The organism is Streptomyces cahuitamycinicus (genome assembly GCF_002891435.1).
GTDB lineage: Bacteria > Actinomycetota > Actinomycetes > Streptomycetales > Streptomycetaceae > Streptomyces > Streptomyces cahuitamycinicus.
In genome coordinates, this window is record NZ_POUC01000084.1 from 1 (window position 1) to 24,652 (window position 24,652).

Consider the following 24,652-nt stretch of genomic DNA (forward strand, 5'->3'; position numbering starts at 1 on the left):
ACCCGACCTGCCCCATCCCCGCCGCGCAGAGCTGGCCCAACGCGGCGGGGATGGGGCAGGTCGGGTAGTTCGGCGGGTGCGGGTGGGTTGTGGCTGGTCACGCGATTCCCCGCACCCCTAGGGAGCTGTTCTTACACCGGGTTCAATTTCCACTGCTGGCAATGGTTGTTCAACCACGCCCACTGGCGTATGTCCGACCCGTCTGCCGTTCCGCAGTTCGCCACGTCGGCCACCTTGCCGGAGGCCTGGTTGGCGATGCGGACGTAGCCGCCGTCGGTGGCCACGAACCGGAACCGCTGGCAGGTGTTGTTCAGCCAGGACCACTGGCGCAGGTCGGCGCCGTCGGCCGTCGAGCAGTCGGCGGTGTCGAGGGCCTTGCCGGTGGCGACGTTCACCAAGCGGTGGGTGTCGTCGCCGAGGTCCTCCAGCCGCCAGCGCTGGTTGGCGTTGCTGTTGCAGGTGTACTGCGCGACGTTGGCCCCGTCGGCCGATGAACCCCCTGTCACCTCCATGCACTTGCCGCTGTTGCGGTTGGTGACGGTGTAGGTCGTCGAGGCGGAGGCCGGCTCCCCCGACGGTCCGGCCTGGCTCGCCCCAAGCCGGACGGGCGTACCGAGGTTCGGCGTGCCGTCGGAGTTCCACGTGAACTTCTGCGCCCGGGTCGTACGGCCGTTGTCGCAGCCATCCGATGCGGAGTCGTTGGCGTGGTAGACGATCCAGTTCTCGCGGCCGTCGGGCGAGGTGAAGAAGCCGTTGTGGCCGGGACCGTACACCCCGTTCGCGTCACTGCGCTGGAAGACGGGTGTGGACTTCTTGGTCCAGGAGGAGGCGGACAGCGGGTTGGAGCCGGTCAGCTCCAGTTGCCCGAGCTTGTAGTCGGGCGTCCAGCAGCCACTGGCCGAGTAGATGAGGAAGGTGCGGCCGTTTCGCTGCAATACCTCCGCTCCCTCGTTGACCGTGCCGCCCTGCCGCTCCCAGGCGTACGTCGGTGTGGAGATCGTCGAGTACGCGCCGCTGACGGTGTACGGGTTCGACATCGGCGCGATGACGACGTTCTGCGTCCCACCGGTGTTGGCGCTGCCCAGCATGTACAGCCGGCCGCCCACGTTCAGCACACTCGGATCCAGCATCCACGCGTTGTTGAGCTGCCCCCTGTAGGTGTACGGGCCCATGGGGTCGGAGCCCGCGCTCTCCAGCACATGGCTGCGCTGCGTGGGGTTGTAGTCGGACACGTTCTGCCCGGCGACGTAGTACAGGTACCAGCGGCCGTTGAGGAAGTGCAGCTCCGGCGCCCAGATGTTGCAGCAACGGGAGGCGGCGTCGCCCTTCCACACCTGGACGCTGGGGGCGGTGGAGAGCCCGGCGAGGGTGGTGGACTTGCGGATGGTGATGACGTCGGTCCAACTCGTCGTCACCAGGTAGTAGTTGCCGTCGTGGTACGAGATCCAGGGGTCGGCACCCTTGACCGACTTGACCGGGTTGGCGAAGGAGGCGGCGCTCGCGGAGGGCTGACCGACGGACAGGGCCAGCAGCAGCGCGGCCAGCAGGGTCAGTAGGCGACGGGCCATCCGCTGCTCCAGTTCAGGAGGTTGACACCGAGCTTGGGCGTGCCGTTCGCGTTGCCGTCGTAGTAGTGGTAGACGATCAGGTCGCCGTCGGTGTCCTTCAGAATCGACTGACCGCCCGGGCCGATGACGTTGCCGTGCGACTCCAGGACGGGGGTGCCGCCGTTCCTCATCAGGTCGACGCCGTTCTTGTCGCGGTACGGCCCGGTGACGCTGGAGGCCCGGCCGACCTTGACCTTGTACGTCGAACTCGTCCCGCTGCAGCAGGTGTCGTAGGAGGCGAAGAGGTAGTAGTAGCCGCCCCGTTTGACGATGAAGGGCGCTTCCACGGCCTTGGTCCCGGTGGGACGGGAGGCGAGTGAGTACCGCGCGGTGTTGGAACCGAGCTGCTTTCCGGTGGACGGGTTGATCTGGATCATCTTGATCCCGGTCCACCAGCTGCCGAAGGACAGCCACCACTTGCCGTCGTCGTCCACGAAGAGGTTCGGGTCGATGGCGTTGAAGTCGCTGCCGGAGTTCGACGTGTAGACGGTGCCCTGGTCGGTCCAGCTGCCGGGCCGGCCGGTGCTGGAGGTGGCCAGGCCGATGGCGGAGGTGTTCGAGCCGAACTTCGAGACGGAGTAGTACATCAGGTACTTGCCGCCGTGGTACGAGATGTCCGGCGCCCAGGCCTCCGGCACGGAGGAGTAGTTCCGCCACCAGCCCGGCCGGCTGGAGAAGGCGTCGCTGCCGTTGCGGAAGGCGGTGCGGTCGCCGGAGGTCTTGTTGGCGATGCCGCCGCCGGTGGCGTAGAGCAGGTACTGCCCGGACGAGGTGCGGATCATCGACGGGTCGTGGGTGACGATGTCGCCGGTGACCCGGCCCGGGTTGGGATACGCGGACGCCGTGCCCGGGATCAGTGCCAGGAGGGCGGCGGCGGGGAGGGCGAGCAGGGCGGTTCGCCTGCGGAGGGTTCGAGGGCTGCGGGGACTGCGGGGACTGCGGCTCATGCGGGTCCTCTCCTTGCGGTGGGGGTGAAGAGCTGCCCGATATTTCGGACAGCGATCGCAAGTTCGAACGGACCGTAGAATCGAACACCTTGCGCGTCAATGGTCCGCGCAGCAACTGCTGCGCAGACCATAGGAGTTCGAGCGAGGCGCGGAAGCGTCAGCCGGTCGGGAGTCCCAGCCCGTAGTACCTGACGTCGTAGCCGTCCACGTACTCGGCCTCGCCGCCGACGATCAGACCGGCGGGCTCGCTCACCCCCGCCGCCCTGGCCGTCGCCACGAGCATCTCCGCCAGGGCGCGGCCCTTGGGTTCGCCGGGGCCTCCCGCCTCCACGCGCCACACCGGATCGTCGTCACCCCAGACCGAGGCCGTGGCCGGGTGTTCGGCGACGGTGCCCCAGCCGAGCGCGGCCGCGTCGACGCCGTCCGGGGCGAAGCAGCCGATCGACAGCCGGTCGCCGCACTCCACGTCGAAGAGGAGGGGCGCACCGCCGCCGGTCCGCCCGTAGAACGGCATCCCGAAACCGATGCCGAGGGCGGTCGCCTCCGCGGGCAGCGCCGTCAGGAAGTCGCCCAGTGACCGGGTGACGGTCTCCCAGCTGCGGGCGGTCCAGCCGCGTCGGACAGGAGGCGAGGTGCCGGTCGCTGCGTCATGACATCGCCAACGCCGGTGCGCCGCAGATCATTTCAGGGTACCGGTGCCGGCAGGAGTCCGACCTCGGCACGTACGGTCTTGCCGGGCGCCGGCTTCCGTTCCAGGACCTCCCACCGGTCGGCGAGCGCGGCGACGAGGAGCAGTCCCCGGCCGTGTTCGTCGAGGGAGCCCGGCCGCTCCACGCCGCGCGGCCCCGGCGGGCTCGGCGGGCTCGGCGGGCTCGGCGGGCTCGGCGGCCCACTGTGCGTGTCGGACACCTCGACACGGACGCTGCCACCGAGGAGCGACAGCCGCAGCTCGAAGTCCCTGCCCGGCACGCGCCCGTGCGTCACGGCATTGGCGGCGAGCTCGGAGACGATCAGGGCGACGGCGTCGGAGGCTTCCGTCCCGTGCGGGATGCCCCAGCTGTGCAACCGTCCGACGGCCAGATGCCGGGCCATGCGGGCGCCGCGGGGAGTGGCGCGCAGACGCTGTACGAACACACGGACCGTGACGCCGGGTTGGGGAGTGGCAGGTGCTGTCATGCGGCCAATGTCCCGCGCCGGAACCCCTCCGCGCGAGGTCGGAGCCGTGTACTCCGGTGCGGCGTACGCGGTCACGGACTGGACAGTACCGGTGACGTGCCGTAACCATGACGCGCGGGAGGTGATCGACGGTGGTCGATGGCGCGGTGGGGGCGGGAACGGGCGGCGAGCCGGAGTCGTCGGACAGCCTGCGGACGTTCGGGGCGGTGGTCCAGGGCTTGCGGGAACACGCCGGGCTGAGCCGGGAGGAGTTCGGCGAGCTGGTGATGTTCTCCAAACACACGGTGGCGTCCGTGGAGTTGGGGAGGCGGATGCCGGATCCGGTGTTCGTGGAGCGGGCGGAGGAGGCCCTGGGGAACACGGGGGCGTTGCAGAGGGCGGCGCAATGCCTGGCCCGGCAGCCGGGACTCGCGGCGTGGTTCCGCCAATGGGCTCGGCTGGAGAAGACGGCGATCGCCCTCTACACGTACGAGTCCCGCATGGTGGCGGGTTTGTTGCAGACGGAGGCGTACGCGCGGGCGATGGCTCTCGACCATCTGCCGCCTCTGGACGACACGGAGATCGATGAACGATGGGCCGCCCGAGCCGAACGACAGAAGCTGCTGCGGGAACGCCTCAACACGGCGTTCGGGTTCATCCTGGAGGAGCACGTGTTCCTGCGGCGCACCGGCGGGGCGGATGTCACCCGAGGCCTCATCGACCTTGTGCTGGAAGTCGCACAGTTGCGGAACGTCGAGATCCAGATCATGCCGCTCGTGCAGGAGTCGCACACGGGGATGCAAGGGCCCTTCCAACTGCTGGAGACGCCGGAGAACCAGTGGTTCGCCTACACCGAAGGACAGGAGAGTGGCCAGCTCATCGCCGACCGGAAAGTGGTCAGCGTGCTCCAGAGGCGGTATGCCAGGATGCGTTCACAGGCACTCACCATGCAGGACTCAGTGAGCCTGCTGGAGCGGATGCGAGGAGAGCTATGAACACGTCCGACATGACCTGGCGCAAGTCCCGTCACAGCAGCAGTGCTTCGGGCGACTGCCTGGAAATAGCCACCCGCCCCCACACCGTCCACATCCGCGACTCGAAGAACAAACAGGGCCCCCAGCTCACCCTCTCCCCCACCGCCTGGTCCGCCTTCCTCACGCACGCCTGCAAGTAACGGTCGGGGCCGCCCGCTTCCTGGCCGGTGTCGTGCTTCCACGGCACACGGCCCCGGCACCAACCGTCTCTCACTGGGCTGGGCCCCTCGTCACCGCCGCCCGCCGAACTCCCACGCGTGCACCTCGATGCCCGCGTACCGCCCCTGGTGGCCCAGCACGGCACGCGCCGCCTCCGCGTCCGGGGCCCGCACCAGCGCTGCCGTCCCCACCCACACGGCACCGTCGTCGGACAGCAGAGGCCCGTAGGCGATCAGTTCGTCCCGGTCGTACGGCACGTCGAGGTCGACGGCCGTTCCCGAGCCGAAGCCGAGCACCAGGAACCGGTTCCCGCCGCTCGGCCCACCGGGGAACTCCCACATGGTCCGCCCCAACAGATTGCGCCACCGCCGCAGCAGCACGTCCCGGTAAACCCCGGCCTGGTAGTTGGGCTCGCCGAAAGCGAACGCCCGCGCGGCGGCTGCATCCGGCAGGTCGACGATGTGCACACTGCCGCTCGGTGTCTCCCCGTCATCGGCGAAGGTCGGCCCACGGGCGATCAACTCCGCCTCGTACTGGTCCATGTAGGCCCAGTGCGCCTCCCCCAGTTCCTCACGCATCGAGCGCCCGCTTGCTTGCGAGTGCCGCCGCCCGCCGGGCTGCCGCCTGGGCCGCCTTGCGTGCCGCGATGATCGCCGCCTGGATGGCGATACGGGCCGCGATGCCGATCAGGACCGGGAAGAACTCGCCCGTGGGATCGGAGAAGGTCGCCGGTGCGTTGTTGCTGTAGGCGTACGGATTCATCGTGGCCGGCTGGCCGTAGTCGACCATCGGGTCGACCGAGACCCCGGCCTCGCTGGGGTCGGCCGCCAACCGGACGGCGTACGCCACCGGGTGGACCCCGACCGCCCGCCCGCTGCTCACCGCGTCGGGCGACTCCAACGGTGACGGCGTTCCGGACCTGTGGACCACCACGTCGAAGGCTACGGCAGGGCTGGAGTTCGTCCCGGGCCGCAGGAGCGGCCTGCTCGGTCCGCCCGTCGTGGTCGGCACGGGAGGATGGCAGGCGATCAAGGCGATCTCCTGAACGCAGCACCAAGGGTGGCTCACCCGGCTCGCCCGACAGCGGGCCCGGTGAGCCACCCCCGTTCACACCGTCACGACTTCTTCGGGCACTCCTTCCACGCCAGGTGGTACACCGTGCTGATGTCCCCGTCCGTGGAGTCCATCGTCATGAAGCTGACCTTGTCGGCCGACTGGGTGCCGGCGTTGACGCGGAGTTCGGTGTTGATGTTGAAGTTGCGCTGGACTCCGCAGGGTGCGTAGACCAGTTGGGCCCAGTCCGTCTCGTCGGTGGCCTGCCAGTTGTCGTTGAGGGGGCCGCTGAAGGGGTGGTTCTTGTACACCGTGCTGGGCGAGCCCTGGAAGTAGTACGAGGCCCGCTGGGAGGCGCTCGCGCCCCGCTGGAGGGAGGCGAATCCCCGGTAGTCGGCGCTCGCGATGGCGTAGGTGAAGCCGCCGGGGACGTGCACCTTCAGGTTGAGCTGGCAGTTCCTGCGGAACGCGGTCGGCTCGGAGTTCCCGCCCGCCTGGGCGAGGTAGTCGCTGTAGGTCACCGTGAAGGCGGTGTTGTCCTCGGAGACGGCGACCGCTGCCGTGCCCTGCGGACAGCCGGAGCCGTTCACCGTGGCGACCTGGATGATGATCTTGTCCGGGGGCGGGTCGTCGAACCCGGAGGACGGAGATTGTGCGGGGAGTGCGCTGGTGAGGAGCGCGGCTACCGCGCCGCTCAGAAGCAGCCCACCGGCCATGGTTCTCCCATCCGTTCGTGGGGGGTGGATCGTGACGGTAAATGAGCATGCACATGTCAAGCAGGCAAGTACATGCACCCCCGCCAGTGACCATTCCATGAAGGAGATGTGAAGAGCGGGAGCGGTCGCATCGTACGCAGGGCGGCAGGGGTCGGCCAGGTCGCTCTCCGGCCATTCACACTGGCGGGAATTCCACCCGGTACCGGCAGGCGCACCGGGTGCGTCGTACCAGCACCTCAGACCGGGATATCCCGACGGCGGAATGAGGATCACGCACGACCGCTCGTACCGCGTAGTCCGCACGTGCCGAGATCCTCATAGGACCATTGTGGCCGTCACGCGGTAGACATTGAGCACACGCCCCTCGCACCACGCACCACATCGGGCACCCGCACCAGGCACCATATCGAGCACAGACACCCGTACGACCGGCACAAGCACAGACACCCGCACAGACACCCGCACACGCACAAACACCCGCACACGCACCACGTATCGCAAGGCACAACAGGAGGCGCTCCCTTGGAGCTCAGCAGGCGTACCTTCCACGCTCTGGCCGGCACGGCGGCGCTCGGCTTCGCGCTGACCGGCAGCGGGTCGCCGACCTCCGTCCACCCCGCACGCACCACGCGCACCGGCCCGCCGCCCCCGGTGCCGAGCGCGGACGGCCGGCCGCACGAGATCGGCTTCGACCACCACTCCCTGATCGTCGACGGCCGCCGCCTGGTCCTCTGGTCGGGCGAGATGCACCCCTTCCGGCTGCCGAGCCCGTCGCTGTGGCGGGACGTGCTGGAGAAGATGCGCGCCCACGGCTACAACGCCGTCAGCGCGTACGTCGCCTGGAACCACCACTCCCCCGCCCCCGGCCGGTACGACTTCACCGGCGTGCGCGACCTGGACCTGTTCCTGCGGACGGCCGCCGAGACGGGGCTGTACGTGATCCTGCGGCCCGGGCCGTACATCAACGCGGAGGTCGACGCGGGCGGCTTCCCCGGCTGGCTGACCGCCACCGAGGGCCGGGCCCGGACCTCCGACCCGACGTATCTGCGCTATGTCGACGAGTGGCTGACGGCCGTCAACGCCATTGTCGCGAAACGCCTGTTCACGCGGGGCACGGGCACGGTCCTGCTCTATCAGATCGAGAACGAGTACGACACGCACGTCGACGAGCCGTCCGGGCGCGCCTACATGTCGTACCTGTACGAGAAGGTCCGCGCCGACGGCATCGACGTGCCGCTGTTCCACAACGACAAGGGGCGAGGCGGCCACTGGGCCCCGGGTTCGTTCGGCACCGGCGGCGAGAAGGGGCGCTGGCTGTACGGGTTCGACGGGTACCCGGAGCCGGACCGGGTGCCGCCGGACTGGGGATCGTTCGGGACCGGCGGCCAGAAGGGCGGGGCGACGGCCAGCCCGAAGACACCCGGGTTCATGCCCGAGGTCGGCGGGGGCTGGTTCGACCCGTGGGGCGGGTCCTCGTTCGACGGCAAGGGGTACGCCGAGGCGCGCCGGACCCGGGACGCCGCGTACGAGCGGCGCTTCTACCTCACCAACCTCGCCAACGGCATCACGCTGCACAACGTCTACATGACGTACGGCGGCACCTCCTGGGGCTGGCTGCCCGCGCCGGCCGTCTACACCTCGTACGACTACGGCGCCGCCTTCGACGAGGCCCGCAACGCCACCCCGAAGCTCGCCCCGATGCACCAGATCGGGCAGTTGCTGCGGTTCGTGCCCGACCTCGCCAGGCTGAACCCGGCGAAGTCCGTGCGGGCGGCCGACGAGCGGATCAAGGTCTACCACCTGTCCAACCCCGACACCGGGTCCCACTTCTACGTCCTGCGCAACGACACCGGTGAGGCGGTCTCCTCGCCGCTTCCGGACGCCGGGATCGACGTGCCGGTCACCGTCCCGGCTCGCGACGCCAAACTGATCGCCGCGAATCTGAGGCTCGGGAGGCGGACGCTGGTGCACGCCACCGTGCAGCCCATGCTGAGCCTGACCGCGGGGCGGCAGGACATCGCGGTGTTCACGGGCCGCCGGGGCGAGATGGCCCAGGTCGTGCTGGAGTGCGCGGACGAGCCGACGCCCATGCGGCTGGACGCGGAGCCCGCCTGGTCGTACAACCTGGGCAAGCTCTTCATCACGGCCCCGCTCGGCGCCGGCGGGCTGAGCCGGGTGCGGGTCGAGGGCGATGGTGTGGACACGCCGATGCTGGTGCTGTTCGCCGACGACGCCACCGCCCTGCGGCTGTGGCCCCACGAGACCCCGTCCGGCCCGCTCCTCGTCTACGGTCCTGCCCTGCTGCGCTCGGCCGAGCTGCGCGGCTCCACGGTCCATCTCACCGGCGACACCACCGGCTCGACCGGTCTTGAGGTGTGGGGGCCGCGCGGGATCACCCACGTCACCTGGAACGGACGGCCGGTCCCCACCCGGATCAGCGCCTCCGGAAGTCTGCTGGCGCTGCGGCCGCTGCCCGGTGTGACCCGGCCGGTCCTGCCCGCCCTGGACGGCTGGCGGCGGCGGGCAGGGAACCCGGAGGCCGAACCGGACTTCGACGACTCGGAGTGGACGACGGCCGACAAGGAGACCACGTTCAGCACCACGCCCGTACCCGACGGGCAGCCCGTCCTGTTCGCCGACGACTACGGCTTCCACTACGGCGACGTCTGGTACCGCGGCGAGTGGACCGGCGACAGCGGCATCGAGTCGGTGTCCCTCGCCTACAGCACGGGCACGCAGGGCCTGCTGATGGCCTGGCTGGACGGCGAGCCGCTGGGCACGCACCGGATGCCGGTGCCGGACAAGTACCGGGCGCGGCAGGGGACGTGGACCGCGAAGGCCGGCTTCGACCTGCCGGAGCGGCTGCGGAAGAAGCTCCGCGAGGGAGAGCCGGAGCGGCGGCACGTGCTGTCCGTGCTCGTCCGGCGGATGCAGCACGACATGGACGGCGAGGCGCTCGACACGCACAAGGCCGCGCGCGGACTGACCGCCGTCAGTTTCGAGGGCGGCTCCCCCGGCGTGAAGTGGCGTATCCAGGGCACCGCCACGCCGGATCCCGTGCGCGGGCCGATGAACAACGGCGGGCTGCACGGGGAGCGCGAGGGCTGGCATCTGCCCGAGTACGACGACGAGGACTTCAAGGACGCCGAACTGCCCGCGTCCGACCGGCGGCAGGGCGTCACCTGGTACCGGACGGACTTCCGGCTGGACGTCGCCCCGGGGGTCGACGCCTCGGTCGGGCTCGTCCTCGACGACGATCCGGGCCGGGCCTACCGCGTCCAGATCTTCCTCAACGGCTGGAACATGGGCCAGTACATCAACGACGTGGGCCCGCAGCACACCTTCGTGCTGCCGAACGGCATCCTGCGCACCCGGGGTGCCAACACCCTGGCGTTGGCGGTGCTGTCGGACGGGACCACCCCCTCCGGGCCGGGCGAGGTGCGGCTGACGCTGCTGGGCGCCGCGGCCGGAGGGGTACCTGTGAAACCGGTCTGACCGGGTCGGGCCCGGGGGCCCGACAGGCCGGCCGGACCGGTCCGACCGGATCGGGGCCCAGGGACCCGTCAGGCCAGCCGGATCACGTTCCAGGACAGCGGCTCCAGGACGGCGCTCAGCGTGCCGTCCGCGAGAGCCGTGCCGTCGACCGGGTGGGGGGCGACCCGCTCGGGCTCGTCGAGGGTGTTGCGGGCGTCGGGGTCGGCGTCCGCGAGGGCGCTGTGCTCGACGACCCGCGTCAGGTCGAGGCCGGAGAGGGCGACTTCGAGCGGCAGGGCGTCGGTGCGGCTGCGGTTGACCGCGAAGACGGTGACGGTGCCGTCCTCGGCGCGCACGGCGGTGGCGTGCAGCAGGTCGGTCTCGCCGTACTTCCTCGTCTCGTACGTCGGCGAGTCCACGCGGACGTCCAGGACCTGGCCGCGGCCGTGGCGGGCCGCCTGCGCGAACGGGAAGAACGTGGTCTGCCGCCAGGCCGGGCCGCCGGGCTCCGTCATGATCGGCGCGATGACGTTGACGAGCTGGGCGAGGCAGGCGACCGTGACGCGGTCGGCGTGCCGGAGCAGCGCGATGAGGAGCGAGCCGAAGACGACCGCGTCCGTCACGCTGTAGTTGTCCTCCAGCAGGCGGGGCGCCTCGGGCCAGTCGTCCTGCTCGAAGGTCTTGGCGCGGGCCTCCCACTCGGGCAGGTACCAGACGTTCCACTCGTCGAAGGAGAGGTTGATCTTCTTCTTCGACTTCAGGCGTGCGCCCACGTGGTCGGCGGTCGCGACGACGTTGTCGATGAAGGACTCCATGTCGACGGCGGAGGCGAGGAAGGAGTCGAGGTCGCCGTCCTCGGGCCAGTAGTAGGCGTGCAGCGAGATGTAGTCGACGAGGTCGTACGTCTCCTTCAGGACCGTCGCCTCCCACTCGGCGAAGGTCGGCATGGACTGGCTGGAGGAGCCGCATGCGACGAGTTCGACGCCGGGGTCCATCTGGCGCATGGCCCGGGCCGTCTCGGCGGCAAGGCGGCCGTACTCCTCGGCCGTCTTGTGGCCGGTCTGCCAGGGGCCGTCCATCTCGTTGCCGAGGCACCACAGCCGGATGCCGAAGGGGTCCTTGTCGCCGTGGGAGGCGCGCAGGTCGGACAGGGCGGTGCCCGCGGTGTGGTTGGCGTACTCCTGGAGTTCGAGGGCCTCGGCGACCCCGCGCGTGCCGAGGTTGACGGCCATCATCGGCTCGGCCTGGGGGCCGATCTTGCGCAGGAAGTCGATGTACTCGGAGAGGCCGAAGCGGTTGGACTCCGTCGAGTGCCAGGCGAGGTCGAGGCGGCGGGGGCGGTCCTCGGCGGGGCCGACGGAGTCCTCCCACTTGTAGCCGGAGACGAAGTTGCCGCCGGGGTAGCGGACGGCTGTGACGCCGAGTTCCCTGACGAGTTCCAGGACGTCCTGGCGCAGGCCCTTGTCGTCGGCGGTGGGGTGGTCCGGTTCGAAGACGCCGGTGTAGACGCAGCGGCCGAGGTGTTCCACGAAGCTGCCGAAGAGGCGGGGGTTGACCTCGCCGACGGTGAATGCGGGGTCGAGGGTGAAGCGGGCGGTGTGCATGTGCGCCTTTCGGGGTGGGTGGTTCCGTTGTGTGGCGGCTGCGGGTTGTGGGGGTCGTTCGCGCCCACGCGGCGGAGCCGCACATTGGACACAGCCCCGCGCCCCTTCGTGCGCTCTTCTACTGCCCTGCCAAGCCCGTGTGGGCCACGCCCGCCACTATCTGGCGTTGGAAGAACACGAAGACGATGATCAGCGGCAGGCCCGCCATCAGGCCGCCGGCCATGAGCTGGGCCCATTGGATGCCGTAGGAGTTCATCACCGTGGCGATGCCGTTCGGCATGGTCATCAGGTCGGGGTTGTTGGTCACCATGTAGGGCCAGAGGAAGTTGTTCCACGAGGCGATGAAGGTGAAGATGCCGACCGCCGCCAAGGAGGGGCGGGAGAGCGGGAGGACGATGGTGAAGAAGACGCGCCAGCGGCCGGCGCCGTCGATGAAGGCGGCCTCCTCCAGTTCGCGCGGGATGCCCTGGAAGAACTTGTAGAGGATGTAGACCATCGCGGCGGGTGCGCACTGCGGCAGGATCATGCCCCAGTAGGTGTCGACCATGCCCATCTGCTGGACGGTGGTGAAGAGCGGCACGCCGAGAACGGCGGGCGAGATCATCAGGCCCGCCATGACCAGACCCATCAGGACGCCCTTGCCGCGGAACTCGGTGCGGGCGAAGCCGTAGCCGGCGAGGGCGCTCACCAGCAGGACGACGGACGTCACGCAGACCGAGACGACCAGGGAGTTCACGAACCAGTTGGTGATGTTGCCGGACTCGAACAGGGCCTTCCATGCCTGGCCCGTCCAGTCCTCGGGGAGCCAGTGCGCGGGTACCTCGACGGCCTCGGTCTCCGACTTGAGCGAGGTGAACAGGCCCCAGGCGAACGGGGCGAGGAAGACGATCGACACGGCCGTGCCGAGCAGGGTGAGCAGGATCTGGCTGGGCGTCCACGCCTTGGTGGTCATCGGGCGCTCTCCTCACGGTTCCGCAGCAGCCACATCCTCGCGAGGGCGACGGCCGCGATGATCACGAAGAAGATGACGGAGATCGCGGAGGCGTAGCCCACGCGGTAGCTGGTGAAGCCCTCTTCGAGGGTGTACTGGACGAAGGTGCGGGTCGACCCCTCGGGCCCGGGGAGGAAGTCCATCATCACGACGGCCTGGTCGAAGACCTGGAGCGAGGCGAGGACCTGGAGGGCGATGACCAGGCCGGTGATGTTGCGCAGCATGGGCAGGGTGATGTGGACCATGCGGTGCCAGGCGTTGGCCCCGTCCAGCCTGGCGGCCTCGTAGAGGTGGCCGGGGATGCCCTGGAGGGCGGCGAGGTAGAGCAGGAAGCTGAAGCCGACGGTCCACCACAGGGTCGTGATGACGATGGCGAGCATCGCGTAGGACTTGTCGGTCAGCCAGGGCGTCTCGGTGCCGAAGACGTGGTTGATCATGCCGGTGCCGGGGTTGAACAGCCACTGCCACAGGTTGGCCGCGACGGTGGACGGCAGCAGGAACGGGGCGAAGAAGCAGAGCCGCCACAGCCACTTGGCGCGTTCGATGTGGTGGGCGAGCATCGCGAGGAGGAAGGCGAGGACGGTGATGCAGGGCACGACCAGGAGCGTGAAGTACGCGCTGTGGCCGAGGGAGTCCCACACGAGGGGGTCGTCGAGGGCCTCGCGGTAGTTGTCGAGGCCGACGAAGCTCGCGCCCTCGCCCGTGATGTTGGCGTCGGTGAAGCTGAGGTAGACACCGCGCAGCAGCGGCCAGATCACGAACAGGGCGAAGAGCAGCAGGAACGGGGCGACGAACCAGCCGCCGTGCTGGAAGCCCTGTTTGCGGCGGAGGGTGGCGCTGCCGGCGGCGGTCGTCGCGCGTGCGGGTGCGGCGATGGTGTGGGCGCTGGTCGCCATCAGGCGGCACCTCCTTCTGCGGCGGTCTTCCCGTCCATGGGGTTCTTCGTGGCCAGGAGCTGGGTGAGCGCCTTCTTCATGCGGCCGGCCGCGGTCTCCGGCTTGGCGGAGCCCATCGTCGAGGAGACGACGATGGGACCGACGCGCTGGGCGAGGATGCCGGTGGAGCCCGCGAACCACACCTTGGGCTCGGTGGCCTGGTGGTCCATGGCGGAGACGTATTCGCTCTGCGGGTCCAGCTTCTTGTACGCCGTGGTCGACAGGGTGGGGGTGTACGCGGGGATGTGACCGCCGGCCGCCCACTGCTGGGCGTGCTGGACGACGTAGGCGGCGAGCTGGTGGGCGGCCTCGTTGGTGGCGCCGCCGCGCTCGGACTGGTGCGGCAGGACGAAGGAGTGGGACTCGGCGTGGGTGGCCTGCCTGCCGAAGACGGGCGGCAGTGGAGTCGCTCCGTAGTCGAGCTTCGCTCCGGAGTAGACCGGGACCGACCAGTTGCCCTCCCAGACGAAGGGGGAGCCGTTGATGAACTGTTCGGCGCTCGCCAGGCCTCCGAAGCCCGGGGATGAGTACCCCTCGGTGACGTGCCGGCGCAGGAACCGAAGGACCTGGACGGCCTTGTCGGTGTCGAAGGTGACCTCGGTGTCGGTGGCGTTGAACCAGGTGCCGCCGAGCTGGGTGTAGAAGGCGACGAAGAACCACCACTGGAAGTTCTGGTCGGCGTTCCACATGCCGATGGTCTGGAGCCCCTTCTTCGTGGCCCGCTTGGCCTCCTTCAGGACGTCGAACCACTCGTCGGTGGAGGTGACGGGCACGATCCGGCCGTCGTCGCCGAGGAGCCCCGCCTTCTTCAGGACGTCCTTGCGGTAGAAGCAGAGCTGGACGTGGATGTCGAGCGGGAGGGCGTAGAGCTTGCCGTCGATGACGCCGCGCTTCCACAGGGTGGGGTTGTAGTCCTCCTCCCGTACGCCGTATTTGGCGAGCAGGCCGGTGTCCCAGGGGTCGAGGAGGCGGCCGGGTGCGAAGCCGGTGACGCGGCCGAGGTGCATGACGCCGAGGTCGGGGGCGCGGTTGCCCGCCGCCGCCATGGCGAGTTTGGTGTAGAAGGGGCTGCCCCACTGGAGGGTGGAGTCCTTGACGGCGATGTCCGGGTTGGCCGCACGGAAGGCGTCCAGCATCGCGATCATGTTGGAGCCGTCGCCGCCGCTGAAGAGGTTCCAGTAGCGCACCCGTGTGTCGGCGTCGGAGGCGAGTGCGTCGGCGCCGGTGCCGAGCGCGGCGAAGCCGAAGCCGCCGGCGACGAGGAGTCCGCCGAGCCCGCCGAGAAGCTGCCTGCGATTCAGGTCAGGTCGTCCCATGCCCTGCCCTTACGATCGATGACGGATAGCCGTTCGGTATTTCGGATAGCGCTCGTTACTTCGAACGGGACCGTAAATTCGAAGCGCTTGCGCGTCAATGGTCCGGCCAGACTTCGGCGGGACTTTTACGGACAGGAACGGTCGTTCCCCTTTGAACATCGGACGTCGGATCGCATGACGCGCACACTTTCGGGCGCGTAGTCTCGGACGCGCCGACAGGGCCGTCGGCCGGCGGTGAGAAGGGGGAGCGATGGACATCGCGGGCGCGCGGGCCAGGGCCGCCCGGCTCTCCGCCCCGCTCAGGCGCTCACGCAGTGGCTCGGCCATGCGCGGCCTTGCCGCCGAGCTCGCCACCGCGGTCCGGAAAAGACCCCTGCACCCCACCGACGTACGGTCGTTGTGCCGGGCGCTGTGCGAGGAGATGAGCACCCGGCGCGGCGGACGGCCGGTGGAGCTGCGCTTCGAGCGCTTCCCCGACGAGATCGAAGTGACCGGCCTGTGGGTGGAGTTCCAGGACTTCGACCTCGTCATCGTCGAGGAACGGGCCGAGGCGGTGCAGCAACTGGTCATCCTCGGGCACGAGCTGTGGCATCTGCACGCGGGGCACGGGCATCACCACGGGGCGGGTGCGGCGGCGGCCCACGCGTTCGCCGACCGGCCGGGGTGGGAGGACGTCGCACTGGGCGTGGCCGCCCGCAACGGCTCCCGGGAGCGGGACGAGGCCGAGGCCGATGCCTTCGGCCATCGGCTGGCGGCGGGGTGCCGGGCGCTGCTGCCGGGCGGGCGCGGCCCGGACGTGCCCCTCGAACCCGTTCAGCGGTCGCTGGGCTACCGGCCGCGAGGAGGTGCGGCGCCGTGACGACGGTGGCGCTGACCCCTGCCGAGTTCGTCAACCAGTTCTATCCGAACTTCTGGTGGATCCCCGCGGGGGTCCTGGCCGCCGCCCTGGCCATCAAGCTGCCGAGCATCATCCGGCTCTGGAAGGACCCGATGCTGCGCGCGGTCGGCGGGCTGCTGCTGCTCGCCTGCGCGGTGTTCGTCTTCGTGGCGCCGTCGACGATCGCCCGGGTCAACCGGTTCACCGGCGTGGCGAACATCTCCGGGCCCTGGGTCTACTCGCTGCTCACCGCGTTCTGTGCCTTCTGCCTGCTGCTGATCATCTCCTGGCGCAACGGCCTGTCCGACCGCTCGGACCGCACCCGGCGCGCTATGCGCGGGGTCGTGGCGGTCTATTCCGGTGTGATCGTCGCGATGTGGGTGCTGTTCGCCCTCGCGGACGTGCCGGTGGAGCGGCTACGGGATCTCGACACGTACTACGCCAACACCCCGTACATGCGCGAAGTGATCGTGCTCTACCTGCTCGCGCACACCGTGGCCGCGCTGGTCACCAACGGGCTGATCTGGAACTGGGTCCGCACCGACGGGCTCGACTCGCTGCTGCGCTGGGGGCTGAAGTTCCTCGGCGTGGGCTACGCGGCGCAGTTGCTCTTCGACGCCGCCAAGATCAGTGCCGTGGTGGCCCGTTGGTCGGGGCGGAACGTGGACTGGCTGAGCACGGCCGTCGCCCCGCCGCTCGCCTGCCTGTCCGCCGTGCTCATCGCGGTCGGCTTCATCCTCCCGCACGCCGGGCAGTACCTGCACGGCCGCTGGCACGTCCGGCTCGCCCACCACGAACTTCGGCCGCTGTACCTGCTGATGAGGACGGTCAACGGCACAGGGGTCCCGCTCCTGCTGCGCGCGACGCCGGAACTGCGGCTGGTCCGCCGGGAGACGTTCATCCGCGACGTGCTGCTGCCGCTCGCCCGGCACATCGACGAGGACCGGCGCGAACGGTTCCACGACGCCGCCCTCGCCCTGGGCCACCCGCCCGACCTGGCGAAGGCCCTCGCCGCCACCGCGGCGATCCTGGACGCGGCCGACGACAGGAACCGGACACGGGAGGACGACGGCACCGGTGCCCGTGACACCACGGACCTGCTGCGCGAGATCGGCGCCGTGTCCCGGGTGCTGCGCCGCACGGAGGACCTCCGGGCGGTCCGCGCCCTGGCCCGTGACCACATGGACGGCAAGTCGCTCACCGGCTGACCGCGGCCCACGGGCCGCCCCGGCGGCCACGGCGGCCCCGACCGGTCCGGCGGCCCCGGGCACGACGGAATGCACGGACGCGACCCGCACGGGGGCCGCGCACGGAACGTGAAGGTACGGTGAGAGCCGTCCGGGGCGAGGCCTGCATGGCTCGAAACCGGTGTCGGCGGACGGGTGTTGTGCGCCGCGCGGCTGTGGCCGGACGACGGGGAATGCCCTCAGGGCAAAGGAGCCTTCATGGCTGAGTGCGGGGAGTCGCATGTCGCGTAGAGCTGTCGTCATCGGTGCGGGTCTGGCCGGCATGCTGGCCGCGGCGGCCCTGTCCGCCGTCGCGGACGAGGTGGTCGTGCTCGACCGCGACGATCTGCCCGAGGGGCCGGAGCACCGCAAGGGCCTGCCGCAGGGACGTCACGCGCATCTCCTCATGGCCGGCGGCCTGGCCGCCATGGAGGACCTGGTGCCGGGCGTGAGCATGCGCAAGCATCTGCTCGCCGCCGGAGCGCACGAGATACCGCTCGGCTCGGGCATGGTCGCCCTCACGCCCGAGGGCTGGTTCCGGCGCTGGCGTCACCCCGGACCGCGGATGCTGACCTGCACCCGGGCCCTGCTCGACTGGGCGGTGCGCGGCGCTGTGCTGGACAACACCGGGGTGGAGATCCGCAGGGCGCGGGTGCTGGAACTGACGGGGTCGCGGCAGGAGGTGACCGGGGTCCGCCTCTCCACCGCCGCCGGTGAGGAGGAACTCGCCGCCGACTTCGTGGTGGACGCGAGCGGACGCGGCTCGCGGATCGTGACGTGGCTGGCCCGGCTGGGCGTCGACGACGTGCGCGAGAAGACGGTGGACGCCGGCCTGGTGAACGCCACCCGTCTCTACCGCACTCCCGAGGGGGCCGGGCGTTTCCCCCTGACCATGGTGCAGGCCGACCCGTACCAGGGACGGCCCGGCCGCAGCGGCATGGTGCTGCCGATCGAGGGCGACCGCTGGATGGTCAGCCTCGCCGGCACCCGGGGCGGCGGCGAACCGCCGTCCGATCCGGACGCGTTCCTCCGGTACACCCTGGACCTGCCCGACCCCATCGTGGGCCGGTTGATCTCCGGCGCGGAACCGCTCACCGAGGTCCATGTCAGCCGCAGCACCAGCAATCACCGGCGGTACCTGGAGAAGGTCCGCTGCTGGCCCGACCGCCTCGTCGTCCTCGGCGACGCGCTGGCCACGTTCAACCCCGCCTACGGACAGGGCATGTCGGTGGCCGCGCTGGGTGCCCGGGAGCTGGACCACGAGCTACGGCGGTCCGGCCTCGGCGAACCAGGACTCGCCCGGCGTGTGCAGCGGCGGGCGGCCAGGCCGGTGGAGGCCGCGTACGCGATGGCGGTCAGCCAGGACGTCTGGTACCCCGGGACACGTGGAGGCTCGCCCGGGGTCGCCGACCGCCTGGTCACCGCCTACACCCGCCGCATGATCCGCACGGCGACCGGCTCGTACACGGCGGCGTCGGCGGTCTGGGACGTGATGAGCATGACGACGGGACCGACGCGGTTGCTCCGGCCCTCGACGGTCCTGGCGACGCTGAGCGGGCCGCCGTTGCCGGCGGCGGTGGGCGCGCCGCTGACGGAGGACGAGCGGGAGGTCCTGCGGAGGCTGGACCGCACGGGACGCTGACGCAGGGGCGGTCTGGTCCGGTCTGGTCCGGTCAGGTCCCGCCCCGCCCCCGGTCAGCCGGCGAACGCCGGCTGTGCCAGGCCCTTGCCCGCCCCGGGCACCACGAACAGCGAACCCGCCGACGCGGGCGGCTCGGTCAGGCCGGTACGGGCCGTGGTGATGTACAGGTCGGTCAGGTCGGGCCCGCCGAACGCGCAGGCCGTCACCAGCGGCACCGGCAGCTCGATCACCCGGTCCAGCTCACCGCCGGGTGTGTACCGCCGCACCGCCGAGCCCTGCCACAGGGCGACCCACACGCACCCCTCGGCGTCCACGGTCAGCCCGTCCGGGAAGCCCGCGCTCTCCTCGATCCGGGCGAGGGTCCGCCGCCCGGAGATCCGCCCGTCCGCGTAGTCGAAGACGTCGACCCGCCGGGTCGGGGAGTCGATGTAGTACATGAGCCGCCCGTCGGGGCTCCACCCCGTGCCGTTGCTGACGGCGACGTCGTCGAGCGCGACCTCCACGGTGCCCTCGCCGGTGACGCGGGACAGCGTGCCGCCCCCCGGTGCCTCGTCGTAGCGCATCGTGCCCGCCCACAGCGCACCGTCGGGCGCGACGGCGGCGTCGTTGGCGCGGCGGCCCCGGACCGGCTCGTGATGGAGCCAGCGGAAGCCGCCGTCGGGGTCGAGGAGGCCGATTCCGTCGCGCAGGTTCAGCACCAGCCCGCCGCCGGCGCGCGGCTTGACGGCGCCGATGTGCTGTTCCGTGCGTCGGACGGTGCGGCGCCCGGTGGCCGGGTCGTAGGTGTGCAGGCGGGAGCCGAGGATGTCGATCCACAGCAGCCGGCCGGACGCCGCGTCCCAGGTGGGCCCCTCGCCGAGCTCGGCCTCGGCCCGCACGGCGACCTCGTACGGCGTCGTCATGCCATGCTCCGGTGACCGAGGTGCTCGGACAGCTCGGCGGCGCCCTTGACGGCGAGCTGCTCCAGCTCGGCGCGGCGCTCCTCGCTCCAGCGGATCATGGGCACGGAGATCGACAGGGCGGCGACGACCTGCCCGGTGCGGTCGCGGACCGGCGCGGCCACGCAGGACACGTCCGGGTTCGACTCACGGTTCTCCACGGCGAGGCCCCGCTCACGGATCTCGGCCAGGGCCTCGCGCAGCGCGCCCGGGTCGGTGATGCTGTTGGGGGTCATCGCGACCAGCCGGGCGCTGTCCGGGAAACGCGCGGTGAGCTCCGGCTCGGGAAGGGAGGCCAGCAGCATCTTGCCGACGGAGGTGCAGTGGGCGGGCAGCCTGCGGCCGGCCGCCGACACCATCCGCACGGCGTGCGTGGAGTCGACCTTGGCGATGTAGATGACGTCCGTGTCCTCCAGGATCGCCACGTGCACGGTCTCGTCGCAGGTCTCGGCGACGGACCGGGCGACCTGCTGCCCCTCGGCCGCGAGGTCGAGCTGCTCGGAGTACCGTGCTCCGAGTTGGTACGGGCGTACGCCGAGCCGGTAGCGTCCCGGCTGTCCGGGCATCGGGACGATGTACTTCCGGGCGGCGAGCGTGGTCACCAGCTCGTGCACGGTGGTGCGCGGCAGCTGGAGCTTGCGCACGATGTCGGGGGCGGAGAGTGTCCCGTCCCCGTCGAGGAAGAGCTCCAGAATGTCGAGAGCCCGGGTCACGGCTGGTACGAGGCGTCCCACGACCGGCCCCCTCTCTATATGTTTCAGGCGCCTGTGTTCGAGATTTCAACAGGCGATCGGCATGACGAACACAGGCTAGCCATAGAGGTATGTCCGGGCAATGGGCAGAGGCCCTACTTGCGGAAACCCACGAGCCCCCCACATCCACGTGGTGTGCACATTAAAGTGCCCGGTGTGCGACACGTCACAGGTGTCGCAGACTGGTGGAGGGCGAGGCGGGCGGCCCGCGGGGCACGCTGGAGCGGTTGCGTCCCGAACCGGGGGATCTGCTGCCGAAAGACAGCTCGACCCGCATCGCCGGTTTCCGGCTGTCACTCTTCAAGGGCATGGGAAGCGGCCGCGGCAGCGCGGAGTCCGGATTCATCCGGAGCGTCGACGACGCCGTGCACCGCTTCCACACCTCGGTGATGGTCCACTTGGACGCTCCCTCCTCCGGACGGACGGCGGTGAGGGAGCGGGCCGCGGTGTGACGCCGGGGCGGCGCTGTTCACCGGGCCCGCCGCCCCCGCACTCCTCCCAGCTCCCCGCGCAACCGCTGCGCCCGCAGCACCAGTTCCAGTTCGAAGCGGCGGTCGGGGTCGTCGATCTCGTCGCCCCAGAGTTCGCGGATCTGGCGCAGGCGGTAGCGGACCGTCTGGGGGTGGACGCCCAGGCGGGTGGCCACCTCCGGGGCGCCGCCGCGGGTCTCCAGCCAGGCCAGGAGGGTCTCGGCGAGGCGCCGGCCGTGGGTGGGGCCGCAGTGGGTCAGGGGGGCCAGGCACCTCAGGGCCAGGTCGTCGATGAGCTCCTCGGGCTGGAGGAGGACCAGGGCCTCGGTGTGTTCGGTGCAGTAGAGGACCTCGCCGGAGGGCAGCAGGTTCCGTTCCATCAGGCGGACCGCCGCCTCCGCCCAGCGCAGGGACTTGGCCGCCTCGGTGAGCGGGACCGGTGGGCCGATCGCGCCGGACCAGCCGGCCAGGGCCCGGTGCATGAGCTCGGAGCGGCCCGCCGCGTCCGGCTCGGGCACGACCATGCGGGGCTGCTCGTACTCCATGTCCAGCAGGACGCCCTGGCCGACCGCCGGGGCCATCGCCTCGCGGGCCGGGCGGAGCAGGACGCCGACCGCGACCTTCGCCGGTAACGGCCAGCCGATGCGGGCGGCGCGTTCGGTCAGGGCCTCGGCGGGGTCGCCGCGGTGGTGCTCGGCGAGCAGGAGCTCCATGAGGCGGCGTTGCAGACGCAGGCGTTCGCCGGCCTGGCGGGCCGCGGCCTCGGCGTAGCCGCGTACGGACTGGTCGACCAGGCCGTCGAGGTACTCGTAGCCCGCGTCGACGAGTTCGTACATCGCCGGGGGCGGGATCTCCACGCGCTGGCCGATGTCGGCGAAGCGGCGCCAGGCCAGACGTACGCCCATGCGGTAGATGGCCTGGAGGGAGTCGAGGGAGCGGCCGTTGAGGCCCTCGCCGCGGCCGAAGTCCTGGAAGACGCCGGGCGGGACGGTCGGGCGTCCCTCCGAGTGCTCCAGGTGCTGCACGAACACCTCGATGGCACGGCGGATGCCGACCAGGGCCATCGGCTCGCCGGAGTCGTCGAGGACGACGGGCAGATGCGGGTACTCGCGCTGGATCTCGCAGAGGATCTCCTCGGCGAGGGCGGGTGCCTCGGCCATGGCGATCGCGGCGAACCGGCGCACCTGGAAGCGCGGTACCTCGTGCCAGGCCGAACGGGTCGTGAGGGCGGCTGCGGTGCGGGCGGCCGTCACGGTCAACTCCCCTGGTCTGTTTGCTCGTACGTGATCAGGGGGGTGTTCGGTTGGTCGGGTGTGGCTTCGAGCAGCGCGACGACGCCCAGCGCGGCGCCCACGGCGAGGGCGGCGGCGAGCGTGACGGTCAGCGCGGCAGCGAGCAGTCTCGACATCGCAGGGTCAGCCTCTCTGTCCGGATTCGTCCGGAGATCGTCCGGAGGTTTCCCCACCTCGGCGTCCCGTCCCTGCCTGTCGCGCCCAGTCTCGACAAGCATTGACACTCCGTCAAGAGCCGCCTACGGTTCCCGGCCCAACCGCACGTGCGCATTCCGCCGCCGTGCCGGCCCTCTCGTACGTCGAGCCGTCCCAAGTCACTGGAGTGCCCGGATGCGCCGTACAACCTCTCCCTTTTCCCTGGTCCTGCTGGGCCTCGGTACGTTCCTGCTGGTGCTGGCGCCCCTGCTCGCCTGGTACGTGGAGCCCCGTGCAGCGGTGAACCCGATCGACATCGACACAACCGCCGTCTACACCGGCAGGGGCAGCGTCTTCGACACTGACCGGATCGAGACGGTGCCCGGCCGGAAGATCACCGTGACCCAGCGGGTGCGGGGCAATGTCGAGGCGAGCGAGCGCAGCGGCAACGCCGTCTGGGACGTGACGACCACCGTCGACACCGACAAGTCACTGCCGGCCGCCGATCCGCACGACGCGCTGGACTTCACGCCGCACCGCTGGGTGATGGACCGGAAGACCACACGGCCGGTGCACTGCTGCGGGGAGAAGCCCTACATCGAGGGCGAGGCGTATCTGAAGTTCCCCTTCGACGTGCAGAAACGCTCCTACCAGTGGTGGGACAACACCCTCGGCGACACGGTCGCGCTGCGCTACCGGGGCACCGCGAAGGTCCAGGGCTACACGGGCTACAGGTTCACCGGCTCCGTGCCGCCGACCAGGACCGGCACACGCATGGTGCCCGGCAGCCTCGTCGACCGGCCGAACCGGCCGCAGGTGCTGGCCGAGGAGTGGTACTCCAACCACGGTTTCGAGCTGGTCGTGGACCAGGCGACGGGCCGCGTGATCTACGCGCAGACCGGCCCGAAGCGGACCCTGCGGGCGCCGGGCGGGAAGAAGGACGCGGCGGTACTGCTGGACAGCCGGAAGGTCTCGTTCACGACCGGGACGCAGAAGGAGGCCGTGCGGCAGGCGAAGCGGGACAGCGGGCAGCTGCGGATGGTGGGCACGACGCTGCCGATCGGGGCGGCGGTGGGCGGCTTCGTGCTGGCGGTGGTGGGTGGAGTTCTCGTGGCGCGTGGGCGGAAGGAGCCGGAGAGCACCGTTCCGGCCGATACGCCCGGTACGCCCCAGCCCACCCTCACGATGTGATGTGACGTCAGCTCCAACAAAGCCGGAAATTGTCACGCCGGTGAGTAGCCGTGACGAACGTCCGGGCGAAAACTGTCCAACCCCACCCCGAGCACATCCCGTCCACACTCCCCTCCCAGGAAGAGCTCAGGCTCCGCACAGACCGACCCCCTGTGACGACCACACCCCCCACGTTTTCCCCACGCTGAGTTCCGCACCCCAACACGAGTTGGAGCACCCATGCCCCAGCACGTACCGTCCCGGCTGCGTGCCGCGCTCCCCAGTGCGTCGCAGCACCTTCCGGCGCTCCCCCCACATCCGCGCCGGATCGTTTTTCTCGCCCATCGTGATCTGGACAACCCCTCCGCCGGCGGCTCCGAGCTGCTGGTCGACAGACTCGCCGACGGACTGACCCGGCTGGGGCACCAGGTGACCCTGCTGTGCGGAGGGCCCGCTTCCCCCAAGCTCTCGGCCTCCCTCGAGCAGGGTGGTGCCCCCGTCCGCGACTACCGGGTCGTCTCCGCGGGCGGCCCCTACGGCCACTACCTGCGCGCCCGGTCGGCCTTCACCCGGCAGGTCGGCGACTGTGACCTGCTGGTCGAGGTGTGCAACGGCATGCCCTACCTGGCGCCGCTGTGGCACCGGGGACCGACGCTGTGTCTGGTCAACCACGTCCACACCGACCTGTGGCCGATGCGCTTCGGCGGGCCGCTGGCCCCGGCGGCGCGGATCGGCCGAAGACTCGAACACTGGGCCCTGACCGGGGCGCAGCAGCGGAATCTGCTCGTCGCCGTGTCCTCCTCGACCGCGCAGGCGCTGCGGGCGATCGGCGTCGAGCGGGACCGGATCCGGGTCGTGCACAACGGGGTCGAGGAGCCGGGGCCGAGGGCCGAGCGCTCTGCGGAGCCGTTGTTCGTCGCCGTCGGGCGGCTCGTCGAGTACAAGCGGATCGATCTGCTGCTGCGGCTGTGGGAGCGGGTACGGCCGGTGACCGGCGGGCGCCTGGTGATCATCGGGGACGGGCCCGAGCGGGGCCGCCTTGAGCAACTGGCCGGGCCCGGCGTCGAGTTCGCCGGGTATGTCACAGAAGCCGAGAAGCACCGGCTGCTGTGTGCTGCTTGGCTGCTGCTGCACCCGTCCGCGGTGGAGGGGTGGGGGC

At 70.5% G+C, this 24,652-nt stretch carries 23 protein-coding genes and 1 pseudogene; 9 read left to right on the plus strand and 15 right to left on the minus strand.

Going from position 1 to position 24,652, the window contains the following annotated elements; genetic code table 11:
• Positions 1 to 131 precede the first annotated feature (131 nt).
• From C1J00_RS14265 to C1J00_RS14280, 4 genes are all read right to left on the minus strand, one after another.
• A complete protein-coding gene (locus tag C1J00_RS14265; protein WP_102909457.1) occupies positions 132 to 1,568 on the minus strand; it encodes a family 43 glycosylhydrolase in 1,437 nt (478 codons plus the stop codon).
• Positions 1,550 to 2,554 carry an arabinan endo-1,5-alpha-L-arabinosidase gene (locus C1J00_RS14270; protein ID WP_102909459.1) on the minus strand — a complete coding sequence of 335 codons (1,005 nt, stop codon included), beginning with the start codon at positions 2,552 to 2,554 and terminating at the stop codon, positions 1,550 to 1,552. Before C1J00_RS14270 ends, C1J00_RS14265 begins: the two co-directional genes overlap by 19 nt.
• A 157-nt stretch (positions 2,555 to 2,711) precedes the next feature.
• Positions 2,712 to 3,068, minus strand: a complete 357-nt coding sequence (locus C1J00_RS14275; RefSeq protein ID WP_102909460.1) for a hypothetical protein — start codon at positions 3,066 to 3,068, stop codon at positions 2,712 to 2,714.
• A 170-nt stretch (positions 3,069 to 3,238) separates the two neighbouring features.
• Complete coding sequence (locus tag C1J00_RS14280; protein ID WP_102909461.1) at positions 3,239 to 3,730, minus strand: ATP-binding protein; 492 nt, start codon at positions 3,728 to 3,730, stop codon at positions 3,239 to 3,241.
• A gap of 131 nt (positions 3,731 to 3,861) precedes the next feature.
• Between C1J00_RS14280 and C1J00_RS14285 the strand changes: the two genes are divergently transcribed.
• Both C1J00_RS14285 and C1J00_RS14290 read left to right on the plus strand, forming a co-directional pair.
• Complete coding sequence (locus C1J00_RS14285) at positions 3,862 to 4,704, plus strand: helix-turn-helix domain-containing protein (protein WP_102909462.1); 843 nt, start codon at positions 3,862 to 3,864, stop codon at positions 4,702 to 4,704.
• Entirely contained in the window at positions 4,701 to 4,883 is a 183-nt protein-coding gene (locus tag C1J00_RS14290; RefSeq protein ID WP_102909463.1) for a DUF397 domain-containing protein, read from the plus strand. The genes C1J00_RS14285 and C1J00_RS14290 overlap by 4 nt, the downstream gene beginning before the upstream one ends.
• Before the next feature lie 90 nt (positions 4,884 to 4,973).
• Here C1J00_RS14290 and C1J00_RS14295 read toward each other — a convergent pair whose 3' ends face one another.
• The 3 genes from C1J00_RS14295 to C1J00_RS14305 all read right to left on the minus strand — a co-directional run bounded on the left by C1J00_RS14295 (position 4,974) and on the right by C1J00_RS14305 (position 6,671).
• Positions 4,974 to 5,480, minus strand: coding sequence for a YciI family protein (locus C1J00_RS14295; RefSeq protein WP_102909464.1), 507 nt, complete (start codon positions 5,478 to 5,480; stop codon positions 4,974 to 4,976).
• Positions 5,473 to 5,913 (minus strand): RHS repeat-associated core domain-containing protein, encoded by a 441-nt coding sequence (locus C1J00_RS14300; RefSeq protein WP_146046186.1) that lies wholly within the window; start codon positions 5,911 to 5,913, stop codon positions 5,473 to 5,475. Before C1J00_RS14300 ends, C1J00_RS14295 begins: the two co-directional genes overlap by 8 nt.
• 104 nt (positions 5,914 to 6,017) lie before the next feature.
• Complete coding sequence (locus tag C1J00_RS14305; RefSeq protein ID WP_102909466.1) at positions 6,018 to 6,671, minus strand: DUF4360 domain-containing protein; 654 nt, start codon at positions 6,669 to 6,671, stop codon at positions 6,018 to 6,020.
• A gap of 522 nt (positions 6,672 to 7,193) precedes the next feature.
• On the opposite strand from C1J00_RS14305, the gene C1J00_RS14310 reads away from it, so the two are divergent.
• Positions 7,194 to 10,166: a glycoside hydrolase family 35 protein gene (locus C1J00_RS14310; RefSeq protein WP_102909467.1), complete on the plus strand. Its 2,973-nt coding sequence runs from the start codon at positions 7,194 to 7,196 to the stop codon at positions 10,164 to 10,166.
• Between the two features lie 68 nt (positions 10,167 to 10,234).
• Here the strand turns inward: C1J00_RS14310 and arfA are convergent, their stop codons facing one another.
• The 4 genes from arfA to C1J00_RS14330 all read right to left on the minus strand — a co-directional run bounded on the left by arfA (position 10,235) and on the right by C1J00_RS14330 (position 14,991).
• Positions 10,235 to 11,749, minus strand: coding sequence for an arabinosylfuranosidase ArfA (gene arfA / locus C1J00_RS14315; RefSeq protein WP_102909468.1), 1,515 nt, complete (start codon positions 11,747 to 11,749; stop codon positions 10,235 to 10,237).
• 118 nt (positions 11,750 to 11,867) lie between these two features.
• Positions 11,868 to 12,701, minus strand: coding sequence for a carbohydrate ABC transporter permease (locus tag C1J00_RS14320; protein WP_102909469.1), 834 nt, complete (start codon positions 12,699 to 12,701; stop codon positions 11,868 to 11,870).
• A complete protein-coding gene (locus C1J00_RS14325; protein WP_180989553.1) occupies positions 12,698 to 13,636 on the minus strand; it encodes a carbohydrate ABC transporter permease in 939 nt (312 codons plus the stop codon). Before C1J00_RS14325 ends, C1J00_RS14320 begins: the two co-directional genes overlap by 4 nt.
• Complete coding sequence (locus C1J00_RS14330; protein WP_102909470.1) at positions 13,636 to 14,991, minus strand: extracellular solute-binding protein; 1,356 nt, start codon at positions 14,989 to 14,991, stop codon at positions 13,636 to 13,638. The genes C1J00_RS14325 and C1J00_RS14330 overlap by 1 nt, the downstream gene beginning before the upstream one ends.
• Positions 14,992 to 15,241: 250 nt before the next feature.
• Here C1J00_RS14330 and C1J00_RS14335 point away from each other — a divergent pair, with 250 nt between their 5' ends.
• From C1J00_RS14335 to C1J00_RS14345, 3 genes are all read left to right on the plus strand, one after another.
• Positions 15,242 to 15,850: a toxin-antitoxin system, toxin component family protein gene (locus C1J00_RS14335; protein ID WP_180989554.1), complete on the plus strand. Its 609-nt coding sequence runs from the start codon at positions 15,242 to 15,244 to the stop codon at positions 15,848 to 15,850.
• On the plus strand, positions 15,847 to 17,076 hold the full coding sequence (locus C1J00_RS14340; RefSeq protein ID WP_102909472.1) for a DUF6545 domain-containing protein: 1,230 nt from the start codon (positions 15,847 to 15,849) through the stop codon (positions 17,074 to 17,076). Before C1J00_RS14335 ends, C1J00_RS14340 begins: the two co-directional genes overlap by 4 nt.
• Before the next feature lie 259 nt (positions 17,077 to 17,335).
• The gene (locus tag C1J00_RS14345; RefSeq protein WP_102909473.1) at positions 17,336 to 18,736 is read left to right on the plus strand and encodes an FAD-dependent oxidoreductase; all 1,401 of its coding nucleotides are present in this window, start codon (positions 17,336 to 17,338) and stop codon (positions 18,734 to 18,736) included.
• 53 nt (positions 18,737 to 18,789) lie between these two features.
• Here the strand turns inward: C1J00_RS14345 and C1J00_RS14350 are convergent, their stop codons facing one another.
• Both C1J00_RS14350 and C1J00_RS14355 read right to left on the minus strand, forming a co-directional pair.
• Positions 18,790 to 19,638, minus strand: coding sequence for an SMP-30/gluconolactonase/LRE family protein (locus C1J00_RS14350; protein ID WP_102909474.1), 849 nt, complete (start codon positions 19,636 to 19,638; stop codon positions 18,790 to 18,792).
• Positions 19,635 to 20,408: an IclR family transcriptional regulator gene (locus tag C1J00_RS14355; RefSeq protein WP_102909475.1), complete on the minus strand. Its 774-nt coding sequence runs from the start codon at positions 20,406 to 20,408 to the stop codon at positions 19,635 to 19,637. The genes C1J00_RS14350 and C1J00_RS14355 overlap by 4 nt, the downstream gene beginning before the upstream one ends.
• Before the next feature lie 200 nt (positions 20,409 to 20,608).
• Between C1J00_RS14355 and C1J00_RS14360 the strand changes: the two are divergent.
• Positions 20,609 to 20,878: pseudogene (locus C1J00_RS14360) on the plus strand (hypothetical protein); the annotation flags it as partial.
• Between the two features lie 17 nt (positions 20,879 to 20,895).
• Here C1J00_RS14360 and C1J00_RS14365 read toward each other — a convergent pair.
• Positions 20,896 to 22,149: a PucR family transcriptional regulator gene (locus C1J00_RS14365; RefSeq protein ID WP_102909476.1), complete on the minus strand. Its 1,254-nt coding sequence runs from the start codon at positions 22,147 to 22,149 to the stop codon at positions 20,896 to 20,898.
• A 2-nt stretch (positions 22,150 to 22,151) separates the two neighbouring features.
• A complete protein-coding gene (locus C1J00_RS45265; protein WP_180989555.1) occupies positions 22,152 to 22,304 on the minus strand; it encodes a hypothetical protein in 153 nt (50 codons plus the stop codon).
• Positions 22,305 to 22,518: 214 nt separating this feature from the next.
• On the opposite strand from C1J00_RS45265, the gene pgfA reads away from it, so the two are divergent.
• Both pgfA and C1J00_RS14380 read left to right on the plus strand, forming a co-directional pair.
• The gene (gene pgfA, locus C1J00_RS14375; RefSeq protein ID WP_102909478.1) at positions 22,519 to 23,514 is read left to right on the plus strand and encodes a cell envelope lipid trafficking protein PgfA; all 996 of its coding nucleotides are present in this window, start codon (positions 22,519 to 22,521) and stop codon (positions 23,512 to 23,514) included.
• Positions 23,515 to 23,733: 219 nt separating this feature from the next.
• Positions 23,734 to 24,652, plus strand: a 919-nt coding sequence (locus tag C1J00_RS14380) for a glycosyltransferase family 4 protein (protein ID WP_102909479.1), incomplete at its 3' end; no start/stop codon positions are given.

Bases quoted from the DNA above. Each gene is read 5' to 3' on its own strand.
- C1J00_RS14265 (WP_102909457.1), bottom strand. From the start codon at position 1,568: ATGGCCCGTCGCCTACTGACCCTGCTGGCCGCGCTGCTGCTGGCCCTG.
- C1J00_RS14270 (WP_102909459.1), bottom strand. From the start codon at position 2,554: ATGAGCCGCAGTCCCCGCAGTCCCCGCAGCCCTCGAACCCTCCGCAGG.
- C1J00_RS14275 (WP_102909460.1), bottom strand. From the start codon at position 3,068: ATGCCGTTCTACGGGCGGACCGGCGGCGGTGCGCCCCTCCTCTTCGAC.
- C1J00_RS14280 (WP_102909461.1), bottom strand. From the start codon at position 3,730: ATGACAGCACCTGCCACTCCCCAACCCGGCGTCACGGTCCGTGTGTTC.
- C1J00_RS14290 (WP_102909463.1), top strand. From the start codon at position 4,701: ATGAACACGTCCGACATGACCTGGCGCAAGTCCCGTCACAGCAGCAGT.
- C1J00_RS14295 (WP_102909464.1), bottom strand. From the start codon at position 5,480: ATGCGTGAGGAACTGGGGGAGGCGCACTGGGCCTACATGGACCAGTAC.
- C1J00_RS14305 (WP_102909466.1), bottom strand. From the start codon at position 6,671: ATGGCCGGTGGGCTGCTTCTGAGCGGCGCGGTAGCCGCGCTCCTCACC.
- arfA (WP_102909468.1), bottom strand. From the start codon at position 11,749: ATGCACACCGCCCGCTTCACCCTCGACCCCGCATTCACCGTCGGCGAG.
- C1J00_RS14320 (WP_102909469.1), bottom strand. From the start codon at position 12,701: ATGACCACCAAGGCGTGGACGCCCAGCCAGATCCTGCTCACCCTGCTC.
- C1J00_RS14325 (WP_180989553.1), bottom strand. From the start codon at position 13,636: ATGGCGACCAGCGCCCACACCATCGCCGCACCCGCACGCGCGACGACC.
- C1J00_RS14330 (WP_102909470.1), bottom strand. From the start codon at position 14,991: ATGGGACGACCTGACCTGAATCGCAGGCAGCTTCTCGGCGGGCTCGGC.
- C1J00_RS14335 (WP_180989554.1), top strand. From the start codon at position 15,242: ATGGACATCGCGGGCGCGCGGGCCAGGGCCGCCCGGCTCTCCGCCCCG.
- C1J00_RS14345 (WP_102909473.1), top strand. From the start codon at position 17,336: ATGTCGCGTAGAGCTGTCGTCATCGGTGCGGGTCTGGCCGGCATGCTG.
- C1J00_RS14350 (WP_102909474.1), bottom strand. From the start codon at position 19,638: ATGACGACGCCGTACGAGGTCGCCGTGCGGGCCGAGGCCGAGCTCGGC.
- C1J00_RS45265 (WP_180989555.1), bottom strand. From the start codon at position 22,304: ATGTCGAGACTGCTCGCTGCCGCGCTGACCGTCACGCTCGCCGCCGCC.
- pgfA (WP_102909478.1), top strand. From the start codon at position 22,519: ATGCGCCGTACAACCTCTCCCTTTTCCCTGGTCCTGCTGGGCCTCGGT.